The sequence below is a fragment of the Microcoleus sp. w1-18aA5 genome (assembly GCF_036701705.1).
Lineage (GTDB): Bacteria > Cyanobacteriota > Cyanobacteriia > Cyanobacteriales > Microcoleaceae > Microcoleus.
The window spans coordinates 94,243-119,869 of record NZ_JAUPTE010000002.1; the positions used below are offsets into that span (position 1 = coordinate 94,243).

Here is a 25,627-nt window from a genome sequence, read left to right on the forward strand (position 1 = left end):
GTGGTTTGTGGTTTTTCGTTGGTGCGGGTAAATAGATCGATCGCACAAATTTTCGGCTCCACATCAAAATAAATTCTGCTACTATATCAGCCAAGTCCGCCTGCGATCGGATCTTCCACAAATCTCAATCATCTGTTTGGGGGTCGGCTGTCCGTTTTTGCCCCACTATTAACATTTATTTCTCGTTGAACAGGCATCCTGCCTGCGATGGCGTAGAACATCCATCCTGCCTCTGAGGGCTCTTGACAAACGATCGGTTATCTATTGTTATTCTCTTAAATTTTCCCATGCTAAAACGACGCCGGGCCCGATTTTCTGTTTTAATAAGCGTTTCAGTTTGCGTTATTGCGATCGGCTCTTTGGTTGCTGCGATGAAATTGATGGGTTTGGGCTCATCCCAGAAGGCTCAGCAGCCCCTGAATGCAGCGAATTCCGAATCGCAAGTCAAGATGTTGGTATCGCTATCACCGAGCGAGCGCTCGGCGAAATTAGTTGAACTCGCAACCACTCAGTCTGCAAGTACGAACCCGCAGCAGGAAATCTCCCCTCAAAGCCGTGCCCGCTACCTGCTGGCCAGCGATTTAATCCAGCAAGGAAATGCCGCCAAAGCATTAAAATTATTGGACAAATTAGAGCAAGAATATCCGGTTTTAGCTGCTCACATTGCCCTAAAAAGGGCCCAAGCCTACCAATTGAGCGGCGACAAAGGCAAAGTCCAAAAAGCTTGGCAGGAACTACTCAAAAACTATCCGAGCGACCCAGTAGCAGCGGAAGCTTTATATGTTTTAGGCAAGTCAAAACCGGAATATTGGCAACAGGCAATTAGTGAATTTCCTGGTCATCCCCGCAGCGTAGAAATTGCCCTCCGCAAGTTAAAAGAAAACCCTAATCAGCCGCAGTTAATGCTGCTCGTAGCAAAATACGGTCATTATGTCAAAGATTACGGGACAATTTTGGAACAACTGGTGCAGCGAAACAGCGCCGGTTTGAAACCGGAAGATTGGGAAGAAATTGCCTTTGGTTATTGGGAAAAACAAGATTATGGCAAAGGAGCTATTGCTTACGGGAAAGCTCCCCGCAACGCCAAAAATCTTTACCGCAAAGCTCGCGGTTTGTGGCTCGACGGAAAAATCCCGGAATCGAGAATTGCCTATCAAGAATTAGTGCGCGAGTTTCCTGATGCCGAAGATACTGGTTTGGGTTTAATTCGGCTGTCGCGGCTGAGCGAGCCAAAGGATGCGATCGTTTTCCTCGATCGAGTTATTAGCAAATTCCCCAATTATGCCCCCGAAGCTTTGTTAGATAAATCCCAACTTCTCGACAAAGCACGCAGTGGTCAATCCGCCTCAGATACCCGCAAATTGCTATTGACAAAATACAACAATTCTGATAAAGCAGGCGAACTGCGGTGGACGATCGCCCAGCAGTATGCCAAAGGCGGAGATTTAAAATCAGCTTGGCAGTGGGCGAGAGAATTAACCACCCACAATCCCGACAGCGAACAAGCTCCAGAAGCAGCATTTTGGGTCGGGAAATGGGCACAGCAACTCGGCCGCCAACAAGACGCCAAGACTGCATTTGACTACACGATCTTACGCTATCCCGAATCATATTTTGCGTGGCGATCGGCTGTACTTCTTGGCTGGCCCGTAGGCGACTTTACCACAGTCCGAGATTTGTCTCCCAATGTAGCGCGGCCGCCTCAGCGCCCCGAACCCACTGCAGGTTCTCCTGCTTTGAAAGAACTCTATCAATTAGGTCAAGATAGAGATGCTTGGACGCTGTGGCAAATAGAATTTATCGACCGCGTAGAGCCAAGTATTGCCGAACAGTTTACCGACGGTTTAATGCGAGTTGCAGTCGGAGACAATTTAGACGGTTTGTGGATGGTTGGGAGTTTGCGGCAGCGCGATAAACCCGATGATAGAACTCAATACCTCGATCTCAGACAGCAACCGATTTATTGGCAAGCACTTTATCCTTTTCCTTACTTAGAAACCATTGTCAAGTGGTCAAAAGAACGCACAATAAATCCAGTATTAGTAACCGCATTGATCCGGCAAGAATCCCGGTTTATGCCCTCCATCAAATCATCAGTTGGCGCTACCGGTTTAATGCAAGTAATGCCGGAAACAGCAGCTTGGGTTGCTCAACAAATCAGCCTCAAAAAGTATTCATTGGAGAATGTGGACGACAACGTTAAACTCGGTACGTGGTATTTGGATCACACTCACGACGAGTACAAGAATAACTCGATGTTAGCTGTGGCGAGTTATAATGCCGGGCCAAATGCAGTATCAGATTGGTTGAAGAGGTTTAGTTTTAGTGATCCGGATGCTTTTGCGGAAAAGATTCCGTTTCCTGAAACCAAAGGATACGTGAAATCGGTGTTTGAGAATTACTGGAATTATCTGCGGATTTACAATCCCGAAGTTAATCAGTTAATGAGTGAGCATTATGCGGCTGCTCAGAAAAAAGCAAAGTGAATTATTCGTGGTGTGGGGGCGGGTTTATCTAAATTGTTGGTAATCGTTATATCTTTTTGGTGGAACCCGCCCCTACCAAATATGGTTTCGTAGCGGGTTCCACCTACCATAATCGCCCCAAACAAACAATCTCAAAAACCCGCCCCCACCCAATAAACAATCATCAGTAATTGACCGGAGATGATATCAGCGGCATCCCAAAGAATCGCGAGTAGAAATCCCAGTTTGAGAATTAATCCCGGTTGCCTTTGTGCACAATTCTTTAACTTGTGACCCGTCCATAATTGCGTCGGTAAAGTCAGCGCCGGTGATATCAACTCCGTCAAAAGTAGAACGCAGCAAAATTGTTTCCGCTAAAATGGCATCACTTAAATCGGCATTAGTAAATTTAACTTGATCAATCATTGCATTAGTTAAATTGGCGCCGTGCAAATTCGCCTGAGTCATCACCGAAGCGCTCATAATTGCTCCCCGCAAATCGGCATTAGAAAAATTAGTCAAGTCCATATTAGCGTTAGAAAACTCAGCGGCCCGCAGCATTTGACCAGAAAAATCGCGTCTTGTCAGTTCGGCGTTGCTAAAGGACAACGGCGGAGCGTAATATTTAGATTGAGCCAGCGCTGGCTGCGGCAGAATGAAGATAGTTAGCGCCAAGAGCAATGCTGCTAGTTGCCGGAGTTTCATAAATCTGATATTCTCGCAAGGTGGATATTTCGTAGTGTATCCCGAACTTTGGTCGATCGACTAAACAGGTACAATCTTAATTAATAGTGATGGAGATGGAAAAAAAGATATGCTAAGTTTTTTCTTAACTTGGATAGTAGCAGCGGTGTCGCTGATCATTACCGCTAACATTGTACCAGGTATTTCGGTGGTTAGCTTTCCGGCTGCGATGGTGGCTGCTGTTGTTATCGGATTGGTGAACGCGGTTGTCAGACCGATTCTTACATTGCTGACGCTGCCTTTGACCATTATTACTTTAGGTTTGTTTTTATTCGTTGTGAATGCAATTTCGCTTTCCCTGGCTTCCTGGTTGGCGGGTGCGTTCAATATCGGCTTTGCGGTTAACGGTTTTTGGCCGGCTTTGTTTGGTTCCATTGTGTTGTCATTTGTTTCTGGGTTGATTGGTCGATTTGTGAATGCCAATACTTTGTCTCAGTAATACATTATCCCAGATACTCGATCGCGGAAACTGCAACCGCTACTGTTACCGCAGAACCCGCCCTAACCCCTCCTTGTGAAAGGGGGGGATTTTTGTTGCGAAATATTTGTTTAGGGACTAAAAGCCTTTCACGGGCGCGTAGGATACCCACCCCACAACCAGATTCACTCTTTGTGGAACAGGCATCTTGCCTGTTGTTGAGAATGGTACAAGATATCAGTTCGATCGCACAAAGTGCCGCAGCTTCTGCTACACTAGGCGTCCCGACTTGTTTGACTACAATATTTGAAGGATTGGGGACTTCTACGGAACTTAAAATGTCAGCAGCAAAGGTTTTTAACGGCCAATTTCGCTCTTGACAAAGTTCCAGCAAGCCGACTTCACCTGCTTTAGTGTCTATTGTAGCAATACCTGCGATCGCACTTTCCGCTAAATGATAACCGCGACATACATTTTGAATCGCAGTTTCGATTAATTCTCGCCCTGTTCCGCGTTCGCAACCTACCCCTATCCACAACACTCTTGGATGCCACTGAACCTTTGGCAAAGCAGATTCCGGCGAAAATCTTCTCTGGGTGAAACTAATCCAAATTCGGGCTTTGATAGTTGATATATTTTCGCCATCCCAATACAAAGAATGTTTTTCGGGCAGGCTGTTGTGCCACAAAGTAGAACCAACTTCTTGAATTACTTCGACAGTTTCCCCTCTAGCAAGAGCCGCCGCCACTCCTGTCCAGTCACCTTCGCCCCGGCTCCAACCGCTGGGAATGTCTAGCATATCTAAAGTAAATTCATCGCTCATTATTCAGTTATCTATTCTGTAGTTTCACTGCGACCGCAATCTAAAAAAAAACTTAACACTCTGTTGAGTGAAAATTTTGGTACAATTGTAGCACAAACTACAAAAAACCCAACATTTAAGATGGTAGAACTAAATCAGTTACTGTTAGAGTTTGAAAGCAACCTCAAATGGGAAGGAGTTACACAAAAATGGATAGAGCGCCGGGAAAGTTGGGTGAGCGATGTTGCAGCATCAGTTAACCTGACATATCTAGCAGAATTGCTAGTTGAATTGGAATCTAACTTGCAGTGGGAATCGGTGGATATTCAGTGGCAAGAGCGTCGAGACCGTTGGGTAGAAGAATGTCTGGGAGCATCGATTGTTCAAGAAGTATCAAGTTTATTGCTGGAACTTGAAACCAATACCAATTGGAAAGCTGTGACAGATGAATGGCAGCAAAATCGCGAGAAATGGGTGCAGGAAATGCACAAGTTTAACGAGTAGTTTCGAGGGTTTAGAGCCTGCAAACATGCGTTTCCTGGCTCTAAAATTTCCTAATGACTAATCACTAATTCTTGATATTTCAGCAAAACCCCATTCAGAAAAATATCTGCGAGTCCTTCAGCCATTTCCTGCATTTGCGGCCGAGAAGCATTCGGCTCCATAATCGTATTTTGACTGAAGGGCGCGACTGCCAACATTCCCAAAAATACCTGAGCGACAATTCTCGGACTCATCTTTGGATAAACTTGTTTTCCCATCGCCGTTTCCAAATAAAGCCTCAGCTACATAGCTAATTATAAAAAAACCAACACTCTCAATCAATAAAATTTGTACAAAAATAGCACAAACTGCAAACAAGACAAAATTTAATATGGTAGAACTAAATCAATTACTGTTAGAGTTTCAAGCCCACCTAAACAGGGACGCAGTGACGGAAGAATGGAAAGAACGTCGCAACTGTTGGATGAGCGAGGTGTTAGCAGCAAGTGACGAAAAACACCTCGCCAAATTGCTAGTTGAATTAGAATCAAATTTTCAGCGAGAAGCAGTACAAAGCCTCTGGAAAATGATCCGTGAAAGTTGGGTAGAAGAATGTCATATAGCATCGACGCTAGAAGAAGTATCAAGTCTCTTGCTGGAACTTGAAAGCAATACAACTTGGGAAGTAGTGACGGATGAATGGCAGGATTATCGGGAGAAGTGGGTGCAAAAGATGTACGAGTTTATAGAGTAAGTGGGGAGTGGTGACTACTTATTGGTTATTGGTTATTAATTATAATCACCAATAAGTAACAACCAATAAATAACCCATAACTAATTATTGATCTTTCAGTAAAACCCCATTCAGAAAAATATCAGCAAGTCCTTCAGCCATTTCCTGCATTTCTTGCGGAGAAGCATTCGGCTCCATAATCGTATTTTGACTGAAACCCGCGACTGCAAACATTCCCAAAAATACCTGAGCGACAATCTTCGGATTCATCTTTCGATAAACTCCTTTTTCCATCGCCGTTTCAAAAAAAGCCTCAGCCACATCGCTCATTTTTCCGATGACTTCCAACTGAATTCTGTCGCGCAAATCCGGGTGAAATTGCGCCTCCAAAAAACACACCCGCATCATGTCGCTATTCTCGCGGATATTCAGCATCCGCCGCCGCATCACCTGAGCCACTGCTTTGTAACTGCCCATCTCGCTCAATTCAGTCAGCAAATCCGTCAGCAACTCCACCCATCCTTCCGTCGCCACCTCAATCAAAATCGCTTTTTTATTATCAAAATGCCGAAATAGCGTACCCTCGGCTACCCCCGCCGCCGCTGCTAAATCACGAGTTGTCGTGCCGTCGTATCCGCTGCGGGCAAACAACCGCTGAGCTGCTTGTAAAATTCGCTTCTTAGTTTCTGTTTCAGAAGGAGGAGACTGATTAAAAATTCGCATGGCTTTGCAATCGGTAATTGGCTACTTGGAACTACGGGAGCTGGACTGAGGGACTAATTGATGTTAAGTTTTAAAAAGAATCTCTGGCATTGAGGGCAAACATTTTTTTGTTTGACAATCCAAAATCCAAAATCTAAAATCTAAAATCGAATGACCCTTTTTGAGATTTGCTGTATCAGCCTAACATCTGCGGCGCAACAGATCGCTTATGCCTCAAAAAATCTTTATCCTGAGAAAAGAATCTCTGGCCACCGAGCACAAACATTTTTTTGTTTGACCATCCAAAATCTAAAATCTAAAATCTAAAATCGAATGACCCCGCAGTTCCAAAAACCCTGTGAAGCGAAGCTATCCCGTAGGGAATCGCCCGTGAGCAAAACTCGATTCATTGCCTCCCTGCTGGCCGCTGTACTGCTGTGGTGGGGACTTTTCCCGGAAATCGCCCTCGCCCGCCCCAACCCCGCTAGCGGCTCCCAAGCAGTCTCTGTTCAACCGTCGCTCGATCGAGTAATCAGCCAAGTCAGCGAATTTAAGCTCGACAACGGCATGAAATTTATCGTACTCGAAAGGCCCAGAGCGCCCGTAGCATCGTTTCTGATACACGCCGATGTCGGCGGCGCAAACGAACCCGACGGCCAAACCGGAGTCGCTCACTATCTCGAACATTTAGCCTTCAAAGGCACGCCAAAAATCGGCACTACCGACTACCAAGCCGAAAAGCCGCTGCTAGAAAAACAAGACCAACTCTTCGAGCAAATGCAAGCAGCCAAGGCCAGCGGCAAAACTGAAGAAGTCGCCCAATTAAAAGCAGAATTTGACAAAGTTGAAGCCGAAGCTTCGCAATTTGTCAAGCGCAATGAACTCGGCAAAATAGTGGAACAAGCAGGCGGAGTCGGACTAAATGCCGCTACTTCCACCGACGCCACAATGTATTTTTACAGCCTTCCAGCTAACAAGTTAGAAATGTGGATGTCGCTGGAATCCGAGCGATTTCTAGAACCAGTATTTCGGGAATTTTACAAGGAAAAACAGGTAATTTTAGAAGAGCGCAGGCTGCGAACCGAGAATTCTCCGATCGGACAAATGGTTGAAGCTTTTGCCAACAAAGCTTTCTCTGTTCATCCCTACCGCCGCCCTGTAATTGGCTCCACTGAAGACATTCAAAACCTCCGCCGCAGCGACGTGCAGAAGTTTTTCGAGACTCACTACGTTCCCAGCAAGCTGACTGTGGCGGTGGTAGGAGACGTGAAAGCTTCGGAGGTGAAGCGACTAGCTCAAATTTATTTCGGCCGTTACAAGGCCTCACCAGCGCCTCCAGAATTGCAGATTGTCGAACCTCCCCAAACGCAAACGAAGGAAGTCACGCTGAAATTAAAAACTCAACCTTGGTATTTGGAAGGGTATCACAAACCGGCGATGAATCATCCCGACAATGCCATTTATGAAATGATTGGTTCTTTGCTCAGCGATGGCCGCACTTCTCGGCTTTACAAATCTTTGGTAGAAGAGCAGCAATTGGCGCTGGCTGCTCAAGGTTTCAGTGGTTATCCGGGGGAAAAGTATCCGAATTTAATGTTATTTTACGCTCAAACTGCTCCGGGCCGCACGGTTGATGAGGTGGCGGCAGCTTTGAGCAAGGAAATCGATCGCCTGAAAACAGAGCCGGTTTCTGCTTTGGAATTGGAGCGAGTGAAAACTCAGGCGAGAGCCGATTTGTTGCGATCGCTCAATTCTAATATGGGCATGGCATTTGCGCTGGTTGACTATCAAGTGAAAACTGGTTCGTGGCAAAATTTGTTTAAGGAATTGGATGCGATCGCCGCTGTTACTCCCGCTGACATTCAGCGTGTCGCTCAGGCAACTTTCCGCCCGGAAAATCGCACGATTGGTAAGCTTTTGCCGCTTTAAGGAAGTCAGTTGTCAGTTGGCAGTTGGCAGTTGTCAGTTGGCAATTGTCAGTTATCTGTTGTCAGTGGTGAGCTTTTCCGCAAACAGCCAACAGCGAACAGTCAACATTTGTCAGAATGTATAACTTAGGAGAAAGAATGAAAAGGACTAAATTGAGACTGAAAAAAGTAAAGTTATTTCTGCTGTCGCTTTGCTTTTTTACTGTTTCACTGGGCACGTTTAATTTGTTACCTTCCTTTGCGGCTGCACCCAAACACTACGACCAATTAACCTTTCCCCCGCTGTCAGAAATTAAACTGCCTAAATACACTCGCTTCGAGCTGAAAAATGGCATCCGGGTGTATCTGATGGAAGACCGGGAACTCCCGTTAGTCGGGGGAACGGCGCTATTTCGCACGGGCGAGCGTTTTGAACCTGCCGAGAAAATTGGATTGGGAGGTTTGACGGGAGAAGTGATGCGAACTGGCGGCACGAGTCGGCATACGGCTGATGAATTAAATCAGTTGCTAGAACAGCGAGCAGCTTCGGTAGAAACGGGGATTGATGTTAGTTCTGGGAGCGCTAATTTTAGTGCTTTAGCTGAAGATTTGGAACCCGTATTTGACTTATTTGCAGAAGTGATTCGGGAGCCAATATTTGCTAAGGAAAAGTTGGATTTAGCCAAGAACCAAACTCAAGGTGCGATCGCCCGCCGCAATGACGATCCTGACGGTATTACCGGCCGCGAGTTTCAAAAATTAATTTATGGCGATCGCAGTCCTTACGCGCGCACGGTAGAATACAAAACCCTCGCCAATATTTCCCGCGACGATTTGGTGAGTTTCTACCAGAAATATTTCCATCCCAAAAATATGATTTTGGGTATTTCTGGCGATTTTGATACAGCTAAAATGCGATCGCTCGTCGAGCAAAAATTCGGCAACTGGCAACCGAGTCAAAGTGCAGAAGTGCCTGCACTACCAACCGTAGCGCCAGCAAATGGGGGCGGCGTATTTTTGGTAAATCAGCCGCAATTAAGTCAAAGTTACGTGCAAATGGGACATTTGGGCGGAATGCTCAGCAGTCCAGATTACGGTGCTTTGGATGTGATGAATGGGGTTTTGAACGGTTTCGGTGGCCGTTTGTTTAATAACGTGCGATCGCGCCAAGGCTTAGCTTATTCAGTATACGCGGCTTGGAGTCCGAGATATGACTATCCGGGGGTGTTTGTCGCAGGAGGCCAAACGCGATCGGATGCCACAGTACCATTTATCCAGGCAATTCGCGCCGAGATCGATCGTATCCGCACCGAACCAATTACCCCGGAAGAATTAGCTTATGCTAAAGATTCCACCCTGAATTCTTTTATCTTCAAATTTGAAAATCCCAGTCAAACTTTGTCGCGATTAATTCGCTACGAATACTACGGTTATCCCGAAGATTTCATTTTTCGCTACCGCCGCAGCATCGAAACAGCAACAATTGCCGACGTGCAGCGCGTAGCCAAGACTTACTTGAAACCGGAAAATTTGGTAACATTAGTAGTGGGAAATACGGAGGCAATTCAACCGCCGTTATCGAGTTTGGGAACTTCAGTCAAAGTGGAATCTGTTGATATCACAATTCCCCCAGCGACTTAATCGGTAACAAAGGCTTGCATTCCTCTGTTTTCAGGAGACGGCAATGCCTTGTCCTCCGCCCAAGGTAAGGACACGGCAATGCCGTGTCCCTACTACTAAAAATCAATGCTCAAAGGTGCTCTCGGAAATGGAATCACATCCCGAATATTCCCCATTCCCGTCATAAACTGCACTAACCGCTCAAATCCCAAACCAAACCCAGCGTGAGGCACAGTACCGTAGCGGCGCAAATCCAAATACCACCACAATTCCTCCTTATTCATACCCTGGGCTTCCATGCGCCGCTCCAACACATCCAGCCTTTCTTCCCGCTGCGAACCGCCGATAATTTCCCCAATATTAGGAGCCAAAACATCCATTGCTCGCACGGTTTTTTCGTCATCATTTAAACGCATATAAAATGCTTTAATCCCGACGGGATAATCGCTGACAATCGTCGGCTTTTTAAACAAGTCCTCAGCCAAATAACGCTCGTGTTCCGACTGCAAATCTAAACCCCAACTTACCGGGAAATCAAACTTTTTGTCGGCTTTTTCCAAAAGTGCGATCGCCTCCGTATAAGTAATCCGCTCGAACTGATTATTAATGATATTTTCAGCAGTAGCCAAAACCGTTTTGTCAATGCGCTCATTGAAAAACTCCATATCTTCCGGGCAACGCTCCAAAACGTATTTAAAAATGTACTTTAAAAACGCCTCAGCCAAATCCATATCTCCCTGCAAATCGCAGAAAGCCATCTCCGGTTCAATCATCCAAAACTCAGCCAAATGTCGCGAAGTATTAGAATTTTCCGCTCGGAAAGTCGGGCCAAAAGTGTAAACGTTGCCGAAAGCCATCGCCATAACTTCCGCTTCCAACTGGCCGCTAACTGTTAAATAGGCGCGCTTTCCAAAAAAGTCTTTAGCATAATCAACCTCTTGCGAATCAGTGCGCGGCACATTCTTTAAATCAAAGTTGGTAACGGCGAACATTTCCCCCGCACCTTCGCAGTCGCTAGCAGCAATAATTGGAGTGTGAACCCACAAAAAACCACGTTCTTGAAAAAATTGGTGTACCGCCGCCGAACAAGCATTTCGGACTCGAAAGACAGCACCGTGGGTGTTTGTGCGCGGCCGCAAATGCGCGATTGTCCGCAAAAATTCAAAGGAATGGCGCTTTTTTTGCAACGGATAAGTTTGCGGGTCTGCATCACCGTAAACTTGTACTTGTGAGGCTTTCAACTCAATTCGCTGTCCTTTTGCCGGAGATGCTACCAGCACTCCCGACACTTCTAAAGATGCACCTGTATTCAGTTGTTTGAGTACATTTTCAAAGTCTGGCAAATCGGAATTTATGACTACTTGCAAGTTAGCCATCGCCGAACCATCGTTGACTTCGACAAAGGCAAATTCTTTCAATTCGCGCTTAGTGCGAACCCAACCTTGAACAGTTACAGTTTCGTCGGGTTCACCTGCGCGCAAAATTGCTGCTATTCGTTGATTTGTCATATTCACTCCTGTTTATTTAATATTTTGCACCATATTTCTCTCTTTTCTCTGACTCTGCGCCCTCTGCGCCCTCTGCGGTAAATAAAAAAATCATAAATCTCAACATAGTTCAACCTGCATAGGATTTCAAAATCCAACCCATCAAAATACCGAGTCCCCCAAAGCGAACTGCTTGCCAAAAAGGTTGTTTTATGCTTCCCCAAGAAAACAGGCTGCTTTCTAAATTCAACTCGATTGTTTCCAATTCTTGCTCAATTTCCCGCAATTCTTTTTTGAGTTGCGGCAATGGATTTTGGCGTTTGGACTGGCGGATTTCTTCGCGGCGATGGCCGAGTTCGACTTGGCGCTGTCGATCGACCTGAATTTGAGTGTACCGTTCTTTGACTGCCGCGAGCGATCGCTCCACTGCTGCGATCGCTTGAACAAACTCGCTTTCTTGCTCTTCCGGATTTAACTCTGACGGCTGTTGAGGCATTTCGATCTGCAAACCTGACAATAATAAAAAAAACCGATTTCCAATTAAATTGTTATTATATGCAGTATATTTTCTAAATTAACGAACTCTAGCCAAATAGACATAAGTATAGCAACTTTATCGGCATTTAAAACGTTTTTAATTGCTGAAACCCTTGATTTTCTCGCATTTTCCTTCTTCCTTCTTCCTTCTTCCTTACCACCTATGCTTGAAAATACACAAACAACCCAAACTGTGAACCTCAACGAGCTGAGCACGGTAGAACTAGCCCAAGCTCTAGCCGCGCGCCTCGCCATCCACGAAAAAGATTGGCACCGCCTCAAAGCAAACCGTTCTGCGCGGGCCTGTGAGCAAGCTGCGGCCGCTTTGGTGTTTTTGCTCAAAAAACAGCCTGAAGAAGCTCTCCCGCGCTTACAACAAGCAGCAGGATGGCTGGATCGATCGATATCTGCTCCTCCCTGTCCCACCCACGGCAAATGATTAGATTGCTTCGTTGTTCCTAACGCTTTGCGGTTTTGATTCTGGAGTTTTGACTTGATTAGTCGCTCAAAACTTAGACAATCGCGCCCCTCGATCGAGCAGCGCGATTGTGAGTTCAAAAGATTTATACTTTTTTAACTCAAAACTAACATTTTGCATTATGATCAGCTATCAATAGCCAGAGAGTTCAAATTCTCACTGCAAACTTCAGTCCGGGAACGAAAAAAATTCTAGGTCTAGCTGAGGTAAAAACTGCTGCTTTCATAGCAGTTCTAGCGCAAGCGAGGCAGCCGATAGCGACTGGGAAGTTCTTTGCACAGCCGTAACTCTGTACCTTGAGAATTCCACTCTACCCGATCGAATATTTGGTAAAGAATAAACAACCCCCTACCGCATTCCTGTTCCACATGGGGTAGTCCAGAGTTATCTGCAACGTCCTCTGCTAGGAGACTGTCGCAATCATCGGTATAAAGGTTACAACTGCAAGGGGCCTTAAAGCCAGAACCTTCATCCGATATCACCCACCAATATTGGTTTTGGACGATCGAAAAACGGACTCCAACAGTTTTACCGGGGTCTAACTTGTTTCCATGCTTAGCAGCATTTACCAAAGCTTCTTGAAGCCCCAACCGCAATTCCGCTTGCCAGTGATCCGGAAGCTCTGCTAGGAGCAGATCCAAAATAGGACAAAGGTATAGGGTAGAAGCGAAGCTAATCGTAATCCAATTGCGTCCGACGGGACGAGGTGAAATAGCAATCACTCAGAAAACTCCCTAACTTTCAGGTGGATAAAGTTCACACCCTGCATAGTTGGCTCCCTAGTATTCAAAATGCTAATTAATTGAGCGGCGCAGCTCTACTTCTATCTTAGAGTATCCAAGCAATTAAGAACAGCAAACCACGTCACAAAATATTCAGCGATTCTGAGAAACTTCTGCAGAGAACCATCAGTAATTTTACTTATAGGTTCTCCCAGCAGCGAAATTTTTGATCTCGGCTTTGGCCAACTAGCAACCAAACGGCTAGCTGCCCCCCGAAGCCGTCAACACATCTTGAACAAACGATCCCCACCTGGAAAAGCTCGCAAATAACTATAAAAAAGTCGATCCCTTGACCCTCCCCAATCAGGTTCGACCGTCGCACCCCTAGGCAAGCGCCATCGCCCAGAACTTCCTCAGACCGCCAAACAGCCAAATCATCATACCTAGGTATGTTGCAGCCAAAACCCGATTTATTATCCCAAATGCGACCGGGCAAAATATCTCCCATTGCTGCGCCCCTCCTAAAATCAATAATTGTTACAAAACTTATTAATCCTGAGTACGGGAGATCGCGATCTCCCGTACTCGCCCAAATTGACCAATCCTTTGCTGGCGGAACTCCGAGGCGTTGGTCAAACTATATAAATCTGAATATCGCGATACAATAGTTAAAGTAAATAATTATTTCTTTACATTATGCAAACAACCCCAGCCATCACCGCAGCCCCCATAGCCGGCACTTACTGGCAGTGGCGGGGGCATTCAGTGTACTACGTTCGATCCAGCGATCGGTATCCAGAACGCCCTCCCCTGCTGTTAATTCACGGTTTTGGAGCATCCACAGACCACTGGCGCAAAAATATCAGCGGCCTGAGCAAAGATTTTGAAGTCTGGGCGATCGACCTTTTGGGATTTGGGCGATCGGCAAAACCCGAATTACAGTACAGCGGCGACCTCTGGCGCGACCAACTCCACGACTTTATCACCAACATCATCGGCCGGCCCGCCGTACTAGCTGGCAACTCCCTCGGAGGCTACGCCGCCTTGTGTGTAGCTGCCCAGCGCCCCGAATCAGCCGCGGGACTCATATTAATCAACAGCGCCGGCCCCTTCAGCGAACCGCAGCCCGCACCCGAAGCCCCGCCCTTGCAAAAAGCCATATCTGCAGTAGCTAAAACCTTATTTCAGCAAGATTGGGCAAGTTTTCTGCTGTTCCAGTACGTGCGCCAGCGATCGACAATTCGGAAAACCCTAGAAAAAGTTTATCTCGACCAAAGCGCCGTCACAGACCAATTAGTAGAAGAGATTTACCTTCCCTCCTGCGATCCCGGTGCCCCCAAAGTATTCGCCTCCGTATTCCGAACACCCCAAGGCGAAAAAATCGACGTATTGCTAAGTCAATTAAACTGTCGGTTGCTAATGCTGTGGGGAGAAGGCGATCCGTGGATGAATTCCGCAGAAAGAAGCGCCAAATTTCGCAAACACTATCCAGAGTTGACAGAACACTTTATCAAAGCCGGTCACTGTCCCCACGACGAAGTACCAGAACAGATAAACGAACTGATTCGCGCATGGATAATTGACCAATAATCGATCGGCACATAGATAATTTTCTCCCGGCCCTCTCCTCCCTCGGAGAGGGGGAAAATTATCTGATTTGCAGTAAAATTTTATATATTGTGCCAACACAAACGCGGTTAATTTCTCTCATATATTCTGAGGAGACGGAAACAATGACCCGCAAAAAGACTCGCCGCAATTTTATATTGAGCAGTATAGTTGTTGCCAGTGGCATTGCAGGTGCTAAGGCGATCGAACAGCAGGATCGGGAAATCGCAGCCGCACCCAATAACCAGGCGGCCGCCACAGTAAAAATGCCAGAACGACTGTTAGGCAACACCGGCGTGAAAGTGCCGATTTTCGGTTTGGGGGGAGGCGGACAAACACCGCTGTCGCAGCCGGGAAGAGAAGCAGAAGCGGCGGTACAAATTGAACGCGCGATCGAACTAGGCATTCGCTATTTTGACACGGCGGCCGAGTACGGGCCCAGCGAAGAAAACTTAGGAAAAGTTTTGCCCAAATATCGATCGCGCATATTCCTAGCCACAAAAACCTCCGCCAGAGACAGAGATGGCGCGTGGAGAGACTTAGAACAATCGCTCAAAAGATTGCAAACCGATCGACTAGACTTGTGGCAACTCCACCACGTCTCATTCCAAGCCGAATTAGACCAAATTTTCAGTACCAAAGGAGCAATAAAGGCGATAGAAGAAGCCAAACAGCAAAAAATTATTCGTTTTTCCGGCATCACCGGACACCACGAACCTGCTATCATTGTGGCAGGCCTGGAGCGCTATCCTTTCGACACAACATTAATCTCCCTCAACGCCGCCGAAAAACATCATCCGCGCTCCTTTGTTACCAGCGCTTTACCAGTAGCCAAAGCCAAAAACATCGGCGTCATAGCCATGAAAATACCCGCTTACGGCAAATTATTTCAAAACGGTGTTTTAGATGGAATGCACCAAGCAATGGGCTACACGCTTTCACTTCCCGGCGTGCACTGCTGCATCATCGCCGCCGACTCAGTAAAGCAATTAGAAGAAAACTTAAAAATTGCCCAAGCATTCCAACCCCTGAACACAACAGAAATGGCAGCACTTGAAAAACGCACCGCCGCCGCTTGGCAAGAAAATACATTTTTCAGACAGTGGACTTAAGATCTCAACTCCAAAATTCCCTTTTTCATCTGTGTTTATTTTAGTGTTTTTATTGTGGCGCGGGCGTCCCGCCCGCGATCTCAAATCCACGCTTCATCGGAATTATTCATCTCTCTTGTCTCCCTCTGTGTTCTCTGCGTTCTCTGTGGTTAAATCCTTCCGATCCAAGCGGAAACGATATGAATCATAGTTTTGTATGAAAACTCAAGTCCTCACTACGAACCTGCAACGTTTATGTTACCAAACTTGATATCATCTGCGGTGAAAGTACCTCAAATCACAAAACAAGGCGAGCCAACCCGGTCGCCTTGTTTATTATCATAAAAAATGCACTTTGTCAACAGCAAAAAGCTACTTTTTTTTCCGTTTCGCCTTATCTAACCGCCTGCGATCGCGCCACTCAACAGAAGTCAAATAAGCGACACCGCCAGTCACAGTTAGCAGCAGTACAAAGGCAACTAAAACGAGAATATTAGCAATCGAAAATTCCACAACCCCTCTTCCTCTGATTTTACATTTTCTACTTTCGATTTTAGATGAAAAATGTTAACAATTAACAGTTGAATATAGACGGCTAACTGTTAATTGTTAACACTCGATTCAAACTGCTGGCAAATCTTCCAAAATTGTAAACCTCACATGATTAATTGCCAGACTCCCCACGGAAACATCCTCCTTGTTCAAAGGGAGACCGCCGCTCGTGAGACTTTGAAACCGAATTCCCTTGCCAATCTCTACGTGATACCAAGCCAAACCCATAAAAAATCGCAAAGGATAAGGGCCTCTGTCTTGAATATCATCAGGATTAGATTCCATCGGCACCCAGCCAAAACCCGGAATGTAAAACTCCAGCCAAACGTGATTGAAATCCGGCTCCAGCGACACACCTTTTCTGTCAGCAAAAGCGGGGCACTTGTAGCGCCCGATCGTGCGGCAAGCAATCCCGTTTAACCTAGCCAAAGCCAACAACAAGCCCACGTACTCGCCACAAGAACCGATGCCCCGGCGTAATACAATATCTGGAGTGTCAATGTGAGGCCTAATCCCGTAAGAAAGTTGGTCGTAAACAAAATTGCGAATGCTCAGTAACTGCCTCAGAATATTAGTTTCTGAGCCAATGGCAGCCACAGCAGCCGATCGCACAATTTCCGTATCCATCGCCAAATTGTCATTATCCACCAAATACTTAGCTGCAAACTCCGGTGACAGCTTAGGAATCTTTTCCACATCCCTAGGTGACAACTGATACTTAATCGATCGAACTTCTAACAATGCCTTCCAGCCAAAAATTCGGCGTTCCCCAGGGTGCAGCCGATCGAACTTAAACACCGCCACCCGTTCTCCTTCCTGAATTTCCTCAGTAAAAGGCATTCCAATCGGCGTAATTTTCCTGACCTTTTGCCGGTGAGTTTCCGAAGGCAAAGCAATCCGCCATTCCAAATTTTCGATTTCTACCTCATCGAGAGGAGACAGTTCCTCCACATAAGACATTTCCATCAAAAAACCGTTTGACAAAGCGTAGCGGTCAGCTTCATTGTAGTGAAAAGACAAGGGCTGAATAAAAGTGCGATCGCGCTTGGTCAACTGAAAAGGATCTTCCGAATTCGGGTCATCCCGGATGTAAAGTTCATCCCCGGCATAAGCCACGTACAGAACCTCATCCCCCGTTTCGGAATCCTTGTGAAAAGCCAAACCAGAAGGCGACTCAAAGGGAGTCAAAACGCTAAATTTAATCTCCCCAGTTCCCCGTTCCAAACAGTAAACAGTTTGCTCAGTTTTGTCGCAAACCCAAATTTCCTCATCCCGGACTGTGATATTTTCTACCCCAATACCGGGAGCATAAAACCGAGTAATTTCCCGACCAGTTTTCAGGTCAAAAACCAGAATCGAGTTTAATCTCTGGCAAGTCACATAAAGCGTAGATTTCCAAACAGCAATCCCGTCAGCAGGATAAGAAAGTGAAACAAAATGTTCCGGTTTGAGTTCAGCGATCGCCCCGTCCCGAATTGCGCCCCGACAGCAACAAATATCCTCATCCCGCGCAAACCAGAGAGTATCTTCCGAAATAGCCAGCCCCGTTGCGCCGGTAAACTTAGCCGTTTGAAATGGATTCAAAACAGTAGTGTTGTCATTTTCTCGATCGATCTCCAATAGCAGCCCTTCGGCGCGATCGACAGCGAACAACCTATTTCCTAAAAAAGCAATGCCGTGCAGTGCCAAGACTCCGATGGGTCTTACCATCCGCAGCCCCGAAGGCTGTTTGTCCGAGAGAACAGGTGAATCGAGATTCATGCTAAATTTCTTGCCGGTATTGTACACAAAAACTGATTTGTAACTTGTAGCCGATCGCTTGAGGTTCACCAGCACAATTGCCGAGTTTCCTGATATCCAGGACTGACGCATCAACCAGGTGTTTTTACGAAAAGAGGCGTTGTAGCCTCTTGCTAGAGTTAAAAGACCCCGAATATTAGTCTTTGTCAAAGTTGGGTTTAACAAGCTCAACCCAACCTGCAGCAGTGAATGGAAGTAAGTATAACTACTAAGCTACCACTGACAAACGCGACAGAGAATTCTATGTTGAGCAGATCGACCCAAATAATCGTATCTGCCTGAAGATATAAATTAAGTACAACAGATTACGATATCCGTCAAAACCTTGGATAGAATAAAACCGTGCGATAAAGTTCCTAGGTTCACCAAAAGGCAGGTTCGTCATGGCTTTGAAGTCTGCTCTAAATATCGGTGCTCTTTCATTAATTCTGTCTTTAGAGGCAGTTGCCGCCGGTAGTTTTTTAATACCAGCAGAGGCTCTCAACAGCCCCGCAAACCTTGTCCAGCACTCATCCAGACCGCAGCTACCCCTCAACTGGCAAACAGTTCAACTCCCTGAACCCAGCGGAAGCAGACCGAACAGCCAGCAATTGGGAGCGGCGTGGAATAGCTTTCAACCGCCGGAGGACGGAGTACCCGGAAGGCGGGAAGGGGGAGGAACCCGCGGCTTAGAATGCCCCACGGCCACAACTGCCTTAACTGCCTTGATTCCCCAATCAACTATGGGGCAAACCATATCAGCAAAGCCAACATTTTTCTACTACCTCCCCGTAGCCCTCGACAAAACAGTTCAGTTTGAGTTAGCAGACCAAAGGGACAAAACACTATACAAAAAAAGTTTTCGCATGGTAACTAGCCGTGCAGGTGTCGTTAGCGTCAGCCTCGGCTCCGACGACAACTCGCCAGCCCTGGAAGTTGGCAAAAACTATCAATGGTACTTTACTATCAAATGCAACCCCAAAAATACACAAGATGATGTTCTCGTTTCCGGGTGGATCAACCGCACTGCTGTCGCTCCAAGCGTGAAAACAGAGTTGGATCGATCGCCCGATCTCACCAAACTCAGCATCTTCGCCCAACAAAATCTCTGGTACGAGTACCTGGCAACTCTAGCTAAATTGCGTCTCCAGTCTCCCAGCGATTCCAGTTTAGCGATCAAGTGGTCAGCAGTTTTGAACTCAGTCGAACTCGGCAAAATAGCCCAAGAACCCTTAGTCGCCAGTGAAATAACACCGATCACAAGAAAATAATTCAATACCAGTTTCACGCAAAGAATGTAACGGTAGGCCCTTGTCCCAAACCCTGATAGCCATAAGTCATTGCCAATTCTAAAATCTAAAATCTAAAATCTAAAATCTAAAATGGTATGAGGGGTGCAGCAAGTACGAAAAGCTCGGTTTCGATCGCGGTATTTGGCAGCGCCCCAGATGATTTTTGGTTGTTGCGGGTTGTTTGGTCGATCGCCCTAAATAAATTAAAATTTGTGTACTGATCAGAAGTTCGGACTTCTGGCATCTTGAAAGGCCGACGGTGGAAATTTTGATGGTCAAATTTCGCCTAATACTAAATGATAAACTGGCATAGTGAAGCAGCCGAGAAACTTATTTTAGAGAAATTATTAATTATGCGCCCGAATGCAAATATTGCACTATTTCGGTTGGGGATTTCACTTCTAACTGCACTGCCGATGGCTTGCTTTTATGCCAATAAAGCTATATCCCAAACAAACGATATTTCTCTGTTGCCTGTCGTCGCTGACAACTCAGCAGATACGGGCAATCAAGTATTAGCACTGCAAAAACTGGAAATCAAGCAGGATGAAACAGCAACAAACTTAAATCAGCTTCCCGATGCGATCGAGACCAACCCTGAACCAGAAACACCATCGAACCCCGCCGAGAACAGCCAAGAAGCCTGTTCCACAATCGATGAAACTGCTTGTGGTGCGGGCATCTTGCCCGAACAAACAAATCTCGTTGACAACGATCCCCAATGTCAGAACCAGCTAGATTGCAATCATGTTTTAGCCCAGAACCAACCCTCGCTGCCTCCAAACCTGCCACCGCCGCCGACGGAGCCCGATCCAAATCGCGATCGATTTCTGCAACCAGCCCCGCAGCCTTCCCCAGAACCTCCCCAAGTACCACCCACAGTAGCGCCGCCGTCCCCGTCGCCAGTTCCCCCAACCCTGCCGAATACACCAATTGAGGTGAAGAAAATTCAAGTAGTTGGCAGCACAATTTTAAGCCAAGACGAAATTAATGCCTTAGTCAACCCGTTAGAAGGCCGTTCTACCACCCTAGAACAGCTCAAACAAATCGCCGACAAAATTACCGAAATTTACCTCAATCGTGGCTACATCACTTCGAGAGCAGTCTTGCCGCCCCAAACTATCACCGCAGGAGTAGTCCAAATTCAAGTTATTGAAGGCAAGCTAGCCCGAATTGAGGTAGAAGGAACTAAAAGATTGCATCCTAGTTACATCCGCAGCCGGATTCGACTCGGTGCGGGAATGCCTTTAAGTACAGCTTCATTAGAAGACCAACTCCGGCTGCTGCGAGTCGATCCTTTATTTGACAATGTAGAAGCCAGTCTGCGGGCTGGGGATAATGAAGGAGAGAGCATTCTGATCGTCCGAATCTCGGAAGCTAATCCATTTCAACCTACTTTCAGCATTGACAATTACTCGCCTCCCAGTGTCGGTTCCGAAAGATTGGGAGTTAGTTTGCGGCACCGCAATATAACAGGAAATGGCGACGAACTGGCGGCCGCTTATTATCGATCGATCGGCGATTCAGACGTGTTTGATTTCAGCTATCGCGTGCCGCTAAATGCGATGAACGGCACTTTGCAATTGAGGGCGGCACCGAACCGCAACAGTATTGTACAAGAACCTTTTGACAGTTTTGATATTTCGGGAAAATCGCATTTATTTGAAGTTAGTTACCGCCAGCCACTGCGGAGAACACCGATCGAAGAATTTGCCTTATCTGCCGGTTTTACTTATCAGACAGGCAGAACTTTTGTCGGTGGCGAACCGACTCCTTTTGGCATCGGCCCGGACTCCAATGGTGTCACCACTACGAGTGCAATTAAGCTGGGACAGGACTACATTCGGCGCGACCCGCAGGGTGCTTGGGCATTGCGATCGCAATTTACGATCGGCACTAGCTTGTTTGATGCTACTCAAAACGAAGGTTCCGATCCCGACGGACAATTTTTGAGTTGGCTGGGTCAAGTGCAGCGAGTACAGCGATTGAATGACAAACATTTATTAATTTTGCAGGCAGACTTACAGTTGTCAGCTAATAGTTTGTTACCTTCCCAGCAATTTGTAATTGGCGGCGGACAATCTTTGCGCGGCTACCGCCAAAATGTCCGTTCTGGCGATAACGGCTTTCGAGTTTCTATCGAAGATCGGATTACTTTGCAGCGCGATGCTTCGGGAAATCCCAAACTTCAATTGGCTCCCTTTTTGGATGCGGGTACGGTGTGGAATGTTGCGAACAATCCTAATACATTAACCAATCAGACATTTTTAGCAGGTGTAGGTTTGGGGGTCATCTGGGAACCGATACAGCGGGTGAACCTGCGCGTTGATTATGCTTTTCCTTTGGTGAGAATTAGCGATAAAGGCGACAATCTGCAAGATAACGGCATTTACTTCAACATAATTTATACGCCATAAGGAGAGAGGGGGGGAAAGAGAGAAATCTTCCCTCTTTCCTCTTCCTTATTCAACATCCGATATTAATCGCCGACTTCCCCGACAACCTCCGCAGCAGCCTGAGTTTCCAGCCAGAGTTTGAGCAGCAAGAGCTCCGCCCGATCGCCCAACACAGTCGCAAACACGCCGTCAGCCCCCTCAGACGCCTCAGAAATCCACGTACCGCGCAGTGTCACTTCTACAAAGTCAGCATCAGCAACACAAAGCTCGATCGCATCGTTGTCGTTTCGGCGGGCCTCAGATTCCAACAGAGACAGCGCCGGCAAATTCGCGGGCAGCAAAAATGCCGCAGTGCTCGGTTCGACGCTGATGCTTTGACCAACTCGCATAGCCAGCACAACTCGCAGCGCCACTAACTGTTCGGGAGATTGAGCCAAACGCTCGAGGTTAAAGCCCGTTTCAGTGTAAGTCAACTTCAGCATATTGACAGCCCTAAATTTGGAATAGAAAGTTAAAAATTGAAAATCGGGAATCGGGAATTGGGAATTGGGATTTAGGGCAGATTTTAGATGAGCATTACGCATCAATTTAAAATCTAAAATCTAAAATCTAAAATCTAAAATTCTTCCCATTCCCTATTCCCCAATTTGATATTCGTGCCAAAACAGTTCTGCAAAAGCAACAGTGGGGTGTATAGGAGCCTTCGGCTTAGTTCGCAGAGACATTCCAGCTTCTATGGGAGTTCGATCGCCCTTACGAGAATTGCACCGTTCGCAAGCAGTCACCACATTGTCCCAAGTATGCGGGCCGCCCTTCGATCGAGGCATCACGTGATCCAGCGTCAAATGCCGATTGCTGCCGCAGTATTGGCAAGAATGAGCATCGCGGCGCAGAACTTCCCGGCGATTGACCGGGGGTACTTTCCACAGGCGTTCCCTGTTACCAAAAGTCAAGCGGATTTGTTCAGGTACGTGGATGCTGGTGCTGGGCGATCGTACCAGCCAGCCGTTGCCAATGCTAAAATCCAGAGGTTCAGCCTTGCCTGTTACCAACAGTACGATCGCCCGTTTGATGTTGACACGGCTCATCGGTAGGTAATTCTGAGAAAATACCACCACAGATTGCCTCAATACATCAGTTACTACGGTCACGGCTTGCTCCTCCTCGTCAATTTTGAATTTTAGATTTTAGATTTTGAATTTTAGATTGTCGATTGTGAATTTTGGTTACTTCGTCAGCATTGGCTACATCTGATTTTTTGCCAGTTCCCCAACCCGATCGAATTTATCAAATACCCAATCAAATGCCCCCGCTTCTCTTACTTAGAAGCGGGGGCCAGAAAAACTGCTTTCATGCAAATTTTCATCCTGTCTTGGTACAGTAGTTTAGCTGTACCTCCCGCTTCGCGTCTCTCGATATGGCTGTGCCACTTGCCGACCGTGCTGATCTACCTCGTTGTCTTTAATTTCTGCAATTTCTCCTAATCCACTATAACCGTGTTTATTTAGGGCCAAGCCCGCCCACGAGGTCGCTGCGACAGTCGCAAAACCCGTGCTAAAGACGTGCCGTAACGACTCGGAGCGACCCGTGGGGCGATCGCACTTCAGTTGATAGGTGGAGTAGGTGGGGAGAAATTTCACTGTAGGCAGAAGGTGGTTAAGAGGCTTTCAATCTAGCTGTAAACATACTACACTGATATTACACATATGTCCACCCGTCACGGAGAAAAAATTATGCATACCCTACCTAGAACCTCAACCACCGAAATGGAAGTCACCAGCATTCGACTCGAAAAAGAGCTCAAGGAGAGACTTAAAGAACTCGCGGGCAATCAAGGCTATCAAGCTTTGATTCGAGATTTGCTCTGGAATTACGTGCAGCAGAAGTCTGGAGAGTATCGGCAGATGTTTTCTCGATCGGATATTCGAGCCAGCATTAATGCCACAGCACAGCAGGAGGAACGCTGCGCGCTTACAGGAGAGTTGATTCGACCGGGCGGGCCGATGTTATTAGGCCTGACAATGCACGGCGAAATGGTGCCGCTGAGTATAGGGAGTATGGCTGGATAAACCAGTTTATCGAAAATTTGTGAGAGCGATCGGCCTGGGGTGAAGGCCCCAGGCGCTGAAGATGGGTTTCCGAAGCATTTCAAGGAGATATATTTAACGAACCGCGAAGACGCGAAGTGCGCGAAGAAAGATTAGAGAAGGAAGAAAATAGGCAATTTTAGCGGTTCGGGAGTTTGGTAACGCAGATCCGGAGGCTCGCCCCACGCGCGAGAAGAATGCTAAACTTTCCATCGGGCGTGCCGAACAGACGATCGTACATTTGATGAACAAAAATAAAGTAATGCTGAAAAACCGCTACTTGACTGCTGCGAGTTCGATCGCCCTTCTCACAATTATTGCCGGATGCGCCGCTACTGAATCACCTCAACTTGCATCTCCCTCTCCTGTAGCTGAATCTTCCCCGCCCCCAGTTAAACCAAATCAGCCTCAGCCCTTAATAGTCTCTGTTAGCAATCCCGAAACAGCCACAAATACCAAAATCCAGCAATATCTCAACGGGTTGGCTGCCCAAGGTTTTGCCAAAGAAAACCAAGGAGTCTGGATGCAATCTGGCAACACTTTGCTAGCCAATCATCAAGGTACCGTTCCTCTGTCGGCTGCTTCTATTACCAAAGTAGCCACATCTCTGGTAGCACTGCAAGAATTCGGGCCGGAACATGAATTTATCACCTTAATTGGTACAACTGGAAAAATTGAAAACGGCGTATTAAAAGGCGATTTAATTGTACAGGGAAACGCCGATCCCTTGTTTGTCTGGGAAGAGGCGATCGCCCTTGGTAACGCCTTAAATCAAAAAGGCATCAAGCGAGTCAGTGGTAATTTGATAATTGTCGATAAGTTTTACATGAACTTTGAACTTGATCCCCTCAAATCGGGAGAATTGCTCAAACAAGGATTGAACAGTCAAATCTGGCCCAGCGAAGCCGCCGCCCAGTATCAAACACTGCCTCCCAATACGCCAAAACCCCAAATATCAATTGAGGGTACTGTAAAAGTTTTGGCAGCACCTCCTAATGACGTGCAGCCTTTAGTCAAACATTATTCTTTGCCCCTTGCTGAACTGATCAAAAAAATGAATCAGTACAGCAACAATCTCATGGCAGATATGCTAGCTGATACTGTCGGCGGCGCCAAAACAGTCGCGCAAAAAGCAGCAGCAGCAGCCGGAGTTCCTCCCGCAGAAATTCAACTCGTCAATGGTTCGGGATTGAGCGAAGAAAATCTCATTTCTCCCCGGGCTGCTTGTGCGTTGTTTATAGCTTTAGAACGCTATCTTGAACCTTACAGCATGACAGTTGCTGATGTCTTAACTGTAGTTGGGAAAGATCAAGGAATACTGGCAGAACGCGCGCTTCCCCAATTAGCAGTGGTCAAATCGGGCACGTTGGATAATGTTAGCGCTTTGGGCGGAGCTTTGCCAACTCAAAAACAAGAAACTGTGTGGTTTGTGATTATGAATGGAGGGGCAAATGTCGAGACATTTCGCACTCAGCAAGAGGTTTTGCTGAAAAGCTTTTTGAATGAGTGGGGAAGTGTTCAAGTTTCGCCGCCGGAATTAACGCCAAATCCTGCTAGAAAGAGTAAGGTATCTCGCAGCGAAATTGTTCAATAAACTGTTGTGCATTTAATTTGTATATTCCGGTTGGGCTAGAAGCCCACCCCACAACAGAGTTTGTAGGGTTCGTCAACACAGAAATTTTAAATTTTCAGCTAAAATAATGCAAGCTGATGCACTTTACGAA

Annotated in this window: 24 protein-coding genes and 1 pseudogene; 13 read left to right on the forward strand and 12 right to left on the reverse strand. The window is 46.6% G+C overall.

Annotated features, from left to right (window positions below; all coding sequences use genetic code 11):
* Window positions 1–287: 287 nt before the first annotated feature.
* A complete protein-coding gene (locus tag Q5691_RS01435) occupies window positions 288–2,486 on the forward strand; it encodes a transglycosylase SLT domain-containing protein (RefSeq protein ID WP_333343784.1) in 2,199 nt (732 codons plus the stop codon).
* 186 nt (window positions 2,487–2,672) lie between these two features.
* On the opposite strand, the gene Q5691_RS01440 is transcribed toward Q5691_RS01435, so the two are convergent.
* Window positions 2,673–3,170 carry a pentapeptide repeat-containing protein gene (locus tag Q5691_RS01440; protein ID WP_333343785.1) on the reverse strand — a complete coding sequence of 166 codons (498 nt, stop codon included), beginning with the start codon at window positions 3,168–3,170 and terminating at the stop codon, window positions 2,673–2,675.
* Window positions 3,171–3,279: 109 nt separating this feature from the next.
* Here Q5691_RS01440 and Q5691_RS01445 point away from each other — a divergent pair, with 109 nt between their 5' ends.
* Window positions 3,280–3,648: a phage holin family protein gene (locus Q5691_RS01445; protein ID WP_333083388.1), complete on the forward strand. Its 369-nt coding sequence runs from the start codon at window positions 3,280–3,282 to the stop codon at window positions 3,646–3,648.
* A gap of 4 nt (window positions 3,649–3,652) precedes the next feature.
* Here Q5691_RS01445 and Q5691_RS01450 read toward each other — a convergent pair whose 3' ends face one another.
* Complete coding sequence (locus Q5691_RS01450) at window positions 3,653–4,450, reverse strand: cobalamin biosynthesis protein (protein WP_333343786.1); 798 nt, start codon at window positions 4,448–4,450, stop codon at window positions 3,653–3,655.
* Window positions 4,451–4,570: 120 nt separating this feature from the next.
* On the opposite strand from Q5691_RS01450, the gene Q5691_RS01455 reads away from it, so the two are divergent.
* The gene (locus Q5691_RS01455; protein ID WP_333212150.1) at window positions 4,571–4,933 is read left to right on the forward strand and encodes a hypothetical protein; all 363 of its coding nucleotides are present in this window, start codon (window positions 4,571–4,573) and stop codon (window positions 4,931–4,933) included.
* 50 nt (window positions 4,934–4,983) lie between these two features.
* Here the strand turns inward: Q5691_RS01455 and Q5691_RS01460 are convergent.
* Window positions 4,984–5,205 (reverse strand): annotated as a pseudogene (locus tag Q5691_RS01460) (TetR/AcrR family transcriptional regulator); the annotation flags it as partial.
* Window positions 5,206–5,303: 98 nt separating this feature from the next.
* Between Q5691_RS01460 and Q5691_RS01465 the strand changes: the two are divergent.
* Window positions 5,304–5,666, forward strand: coding sequence for a hypothetical protein (locus Q5691_RS01465; RefSeq protein ID WP_333212148.1), 363 nt, complete (start codon window positions 5,304–5,306; stop codon window positions 5,664–5,666).
* A gap of 84 nt (window positions 5,667–5,750) precedes the next feature.
* On the opposite strand, the gene Q5691_RS01470 is transcribed toward Q5691_RS01465, so the two are convergent.
* Window positions 5,751–6,368, reverse strand: a complete 618-nt coding sequence (locus Q5691_RS01470; protein WP_333212146.1) for a helix-turn-helix domain-containing protein — start codon at window positions 6,366–6,368, stop codon at window positions 5,751–5,753.
* A 312-nt stretch (window positions 6,369–6,680) separates the two neighbouring features.
* On the opposite strand from Q5691_RS01470, the gene Q5691_RS01475 reads away from it, so the two are divergent.
* Window positions 6,681–8,276 (forward strand): pitrilysin family protein, encoded by a 1,596-nt coding sequence (locus Q5691_RS01475; RefSeq protein ID WP_333343787.1) that lies wholly within the window; start codon window positions 6,681–6,683, stop codon window positions 8,274–8,276.
* Window positions 8,277–8,413: 137 nt separating this feature from the next.
* A complete protein-coding gene (locus tag Q5691_RS01480; RefSeq protein WP_333343788.1) occupies window positions 8,414–9,895 on the forward strand; it encodes a pitrilysin family protein in 1,482 nt (493 codons plus the stop codon).
* A gap of 95 nt (window positions 9,896–9,990) precedes the next feature.
* On the opposite strand, the gene asnS is transcribed toward Q5691_RS01480, so the two are convergent.
* Complete coding sequence (gene asnS, locus Q5691_RS01485) at window positions 9,991–11,382, reverse strand: asparagine--tRNA ligase (protein WP_333343789.1); 1,392 nt, start codon at window positions 11,380–11,382, stop codon at window positions 9,991–9,993.
* A gap of 109 nt (window positions 11,383–11,491) precedes the next feature.
* Window positions 11,492–11,857, reverse strand: coding sequence for a DUF2203 domain-containing protein (locus Q5691_RS01490; RefSeq protein WP_333212137.1), 366 nt, complete (start codon window positions 11,855–11,857; stop codon window positions 11,492–11,494).
* A 204-nt stretch (window positions 11,858–12,061) separates the two neighbouring features.
* On the opposite strand from Q5691_RS01490, the gene Q5691_RS01495 reads away from it, so the two are divergent.
* A complete protein-coding gene (locus Q5691_RS01495) occupies window positions 12,062–12,337 on the forward strand; it encodes a DUF6439 family protein (RefSeq protein WP_333212135.1) in 276 nt (91 codons plus the stop codon).
* Window positions 12,338–12,609: 272 nt separating this feature from the next.
* On the opposite strand, the gene Q5691_RS01500 is transcribed toward Q5691_RS01495, so the two are convergent.
* Window positions 12,610–13,098 carry an anti-sigma regulatory factor gene (locus Q5691_RS01500; protein WP_333083403.1) on the reverse strand — a complete coding sequence of 163 codons (489 nt, stop codon included), beginning with the start codon at window positions 13,096–13,098 and terminating at the stop codon, window positions 12,610–12,612.
* Window positions 13,099–13,794: 696 nt separating this feature from the next.
* Here Q5691_RS01500 and Q5691_RS01505 point away from each other — a divergent pair.
* Both Q5691_RS01505 and Q5691_RS01510 read left to right on the forward strand, forming a co-directional pair.
* Window positions 13,795–14,688, forward strand: a complete 894-nt coding sequence (locus Q5691_RS01505) for an alpha/beta fold hydrolase (RefSeq protein ID WP_333212133.1) — start codon at window positions 13,795–13,797, stop codon at window positions 14,686–14,688.
* A 143-nt stretch (window positions 14,689–14,831) separates the two neighbouring features.
* On the forward strand, window positions 14,832–15,818 hold the full coding sequence (locus Q5691_RS01510) for an aldo/keto reductase (protein ID WP_333343790.1): 987 nt from the start codon (window positions 14,832–14,834) through the stop codon (window positions 15,816–15,818).
* A gap of 351 nt (window positions 15,819–16,169) precedes the next feature.
* Here Q5691_RS01510 and Q5691_RS01515 read toward each other — a convergent pair whose 3' ends face one another.
* Window positions 16,170–16,310, reverse strand: coding sequence for a hypothetical protein (locus Q5691_RS01515; RefSeq protein ID WP_006631167.1), 141 nt, complete (start codon window positions 16,308–16,310; stop codon window positions 16,170–16,172).
* 108 nt (window positions 16,311–16,418) lie between these two features.
* Window positions 16,419–18,110, reverse strand: a complete 1,692-nt coding sequence (locus Q5691_RS01520) for a transglutaminase domain-containing protein (protein WP_333343804.1) — start codon at window positions 18,108–18,110, stop codon at window positions 16,419–16,421.
* A 422-nt stretch (window positions 18,111–18,532) separates the two neighbouring features.
* Here Q5691_RS01520 and Q5691_RS01525 point away from each other — a divergent pair, with 422 nt between their 5' ends.
* A complete protein-coding gene (locus Q5691_RS01525) occupies window positions 18,533–19,399 on the forward strand; it encodes a DUF928 domain-containing protein (protein ID WP_333212129.1) in 867 nt (288 codons plus the stop codon).
* Window positions 19,400–19,505: 106 nt separating this feature from the next.
* Here Q5691_RS01525 and Q5691_RS01530 read toward each other — a convergent pair whose 3' ends face one another.
* Window positions 19,506–19,664 (reverse strand): hypothetical protein, encoded by a 159-nt coding sequence (locus Q5691_RS01530; protein ID WP_333343791.1) that lies wholly within the window; start codon window positions 19,662–19,664, stop codon window positions 19,506–19,508.
* 52 nt (window positions 19,665–19,716) lie between these two features.
* Between Q5691_RS01530 and Q5691_RS01535 the strand changes: the two genes are divergently transcribed.
* The gene (locus Q5691_RS01535; protein WP_333343792.1) at window positions 19,717–21,837 is read left to right on the forward strand and encodes a ShlB/FhaC/HecB family hemolysin secretion/activation protein; all 2,121 of its coding nucleotides are present in this window, start codon (window positions 19,717–19,719) and stop codon (window positions 21,835–21,837) included.
* Window positions 21,838–21,899: 62 nt separating this feature from the next.
* On the opposite strand, the gene Q5691_RS01540 is transcribed toward Q5691_RS01535, so the two are convergent.
* Together Q5691_RS01540 and Q5691_RS01545 are read right to left on the reverse strand one after the other, a co-directional pair.
* The gene (locus tag Q5691_RS01540; RefSeq protein WP_333225423.1) at window positions 21,900–22,298 is read right to left on the reverse strand and encodes an alr0857 family protein; all 399 of its coding nucleotides are present in this window, start codon (window positions 22,296–22,298) and stop codon (window positions 21,900–21,902) included.
* Between the two features lie 153 nt (window positions 22,299–22,451).
* Window positions 22,452–22,967, reverse strand: a complete 516-nt coding sequence (locus Q5691_RS01545) for an HNH endonuclease (RefSeq protein ID WP_190660760.1) — start codon at window positions 22,965–22,967, stop codon at window positions 22,452–22,454.
* Between the two features lie 582 nt (window positions 22,968–23,549).
* Between Q5691_RS01545 and Q5691_RS01550 the strand changes: the two genes are divergently transcribed.
* Complete coding sequence (locus Q5691_RS01550) at window positions 23,550–23,885, forward strand: ribbon-helix-helix domain-containing protein (RefSeq protein WP_333121924.1); 336 nt, start codon at window positions 23,550–23,552, stop codon at window positions 23,883–23,885.
* 262 nt (window positions 23,886–24,147) lie between these two features.
* The gene (locus tag Q5691_RS01555; protein ID WP_333343793.1) at window positions 24,148–25,497 is read left to right on the forward strand and encodes a D-alanyl-D-alanine carboxypeptidase; all 1,350 of its coding nucleotides are present in this window, start codon (window positions 24,148–24,150) and stop codon (window positions 25,495–25,497) included.
* The last annotated feature ends 130 nt before the right edge of the window (window positions 25,498–25,627 follow it).

Excerpts from the sequence above, each read along its gene's own strand:
- Q5691_RS01435 (WP_333343784.1), top strand. The coding sequence starts at position 288 with ATGCTAAAACGACGCCGGGCCCGATTTTCTGTTTTAATAAGCGTTTCA.
- Q5691_RS01440 (WP_333343785.1), bottom strand. The coding sequence starts at position 3,170 with ATGAAACTCCGGCAACTAGCAGCATTGCTCTTGGCGCTAACTATCTTC.
- Q5691_RS01445 (WP_333083388.1), top strand. The coding sequence starts at position 3,280 with ATGCTAAGTTTTTTCTTAACTTGGATAGTAGCAGCGGTGTCGCTGATC.
- Q5691_RS01450 (WP_333343786.1), bottom strand. The coding sequence starts at position 4,450 with ATGAGCGATGAATTTACTTTAGATATGCTAGACATTCCCAGCGGTTGG.
- Q5691_RS01455 (WP_333212150.1), top strand. The coding sequence starts at position 4,571 with ATGGTAGAACTAAATCAGTTACTGTTAGAGTTTGAAAGCAACCTCAAA.
- Q5691_RS01465 (WP_333212148.1), top strand. The coding sequence starts at position 5,304 with ATGGTAGAACTAAATCAATTACTGTTAGAGTTTCAAGCCCACCTAAAC.
- Q5691_RS01470 (WP_333212146.1), bottom strand. The coding sequence starts at position 6,368 with ATGCGAATTTTTAATCAGTCTCCTCCTTCTGAAACAGAAACTAAGAAG.
- Q5691_RS01475 (WP_333343787.1), top strand. The coding sequence starts at position 6,681 with ATGACCCCGCAGTTCCAAAAACCCTGTGAAGCGAAGCTATCCCGTAGG.
- Q5691_RS01480 (WP_333343788.1), top strand. The coding sequence starts at position 8,414 with ATGAAAAGGACTAAATTGAGACTGAAAAAAGTAAAGTTATTTCTGCTG.
- asnS (WP_333343789.1), bottom strand. The coding sequence starts at position 11,382 with ATGACAAATCAACGAATAGCAGCAATTTTGCGCGCAGGTGAACCCGAC.
- Q5691_RS01490 (WP_333212137.1), bottom strand. The coding sequence starts at position 11,857 with ATGCCTCAACAGCCGTCAGAGTTAAATCCGGAAGAGCAAGAAAGCGAG.
- Q5691_RS01495 (WP_333212135.1), top strand. The coding sequence starts at position 12,062 with ATGCTTGAAAATACACAAACAACCCAAACTGTGAACCTCAACGAGCTG.
- Q5691_RS01505 (WP_333212133.1), top strand. The coding sequence starts at position 13,795 with ATGCAAACAACCCCAGCCATCACCGCAGCCCCCATAGCCGGCACTTAC.
- Q5691_RS01510 (WP_333343790.1), top strand. The coding sequence starts at position 14,832 with ATGACCCGCAAAAAGACTCGCCGCAATTTTATATTGAGCAGTATAGTT.
- Q5691_RS01520 (WP_333343804.1), bottom strand. The coding sequence starts at position 18,110 with ATGAATCTCGATTCACCTGTTCTCTCGGACAAACAGCCTTCGGGGCTG.
- Q5691_RS01525 (WP_333212129.1), top strand. The coding sequence starts at position 18,533 with ATGGCTTTGAAGTCTGCTCTAAATATCGGTGCTCTTTCATTAATTCTG.
- Q5691_RS01530 (WP_333343791.1), bottom strand. The coding sequence starts at position 19,664 with ATGCCAGAAGTCCGAACTTCTGATCAGTACACAAATTTTAATTTATTT.
- Q5691_RS01535 (WP_333343792.1), top strand. The coding sequence starts at position 19,717 with ATGATAAACTGGCATAGTGAAGCAGCCGAGAAACTTATTTTAGAGAAA.
- Q5691_RS01540 (WP_333225423.1), bottom strand. The coding sequence starts at position 22,298 with ATGCTGAAGTTGACTTACACTGAAACGGGCTTTAACCTCGAGCGTTTG.
- Q5691_RS01550 (WP_333121924.1), top strand. The coding sequence starts at position 23,550 with ATGCATACCCTACCTAGAACCTCAACCACCGAAATGGAAGTCACCAGC.
- Q5691_RS01555 (WP_333343793.1), top strand. The coding sequence starts at position 24,148 with ATGAACAAAAATAAAGTAATGCTGAAAAACCGCTACTTGACTGCTGCG.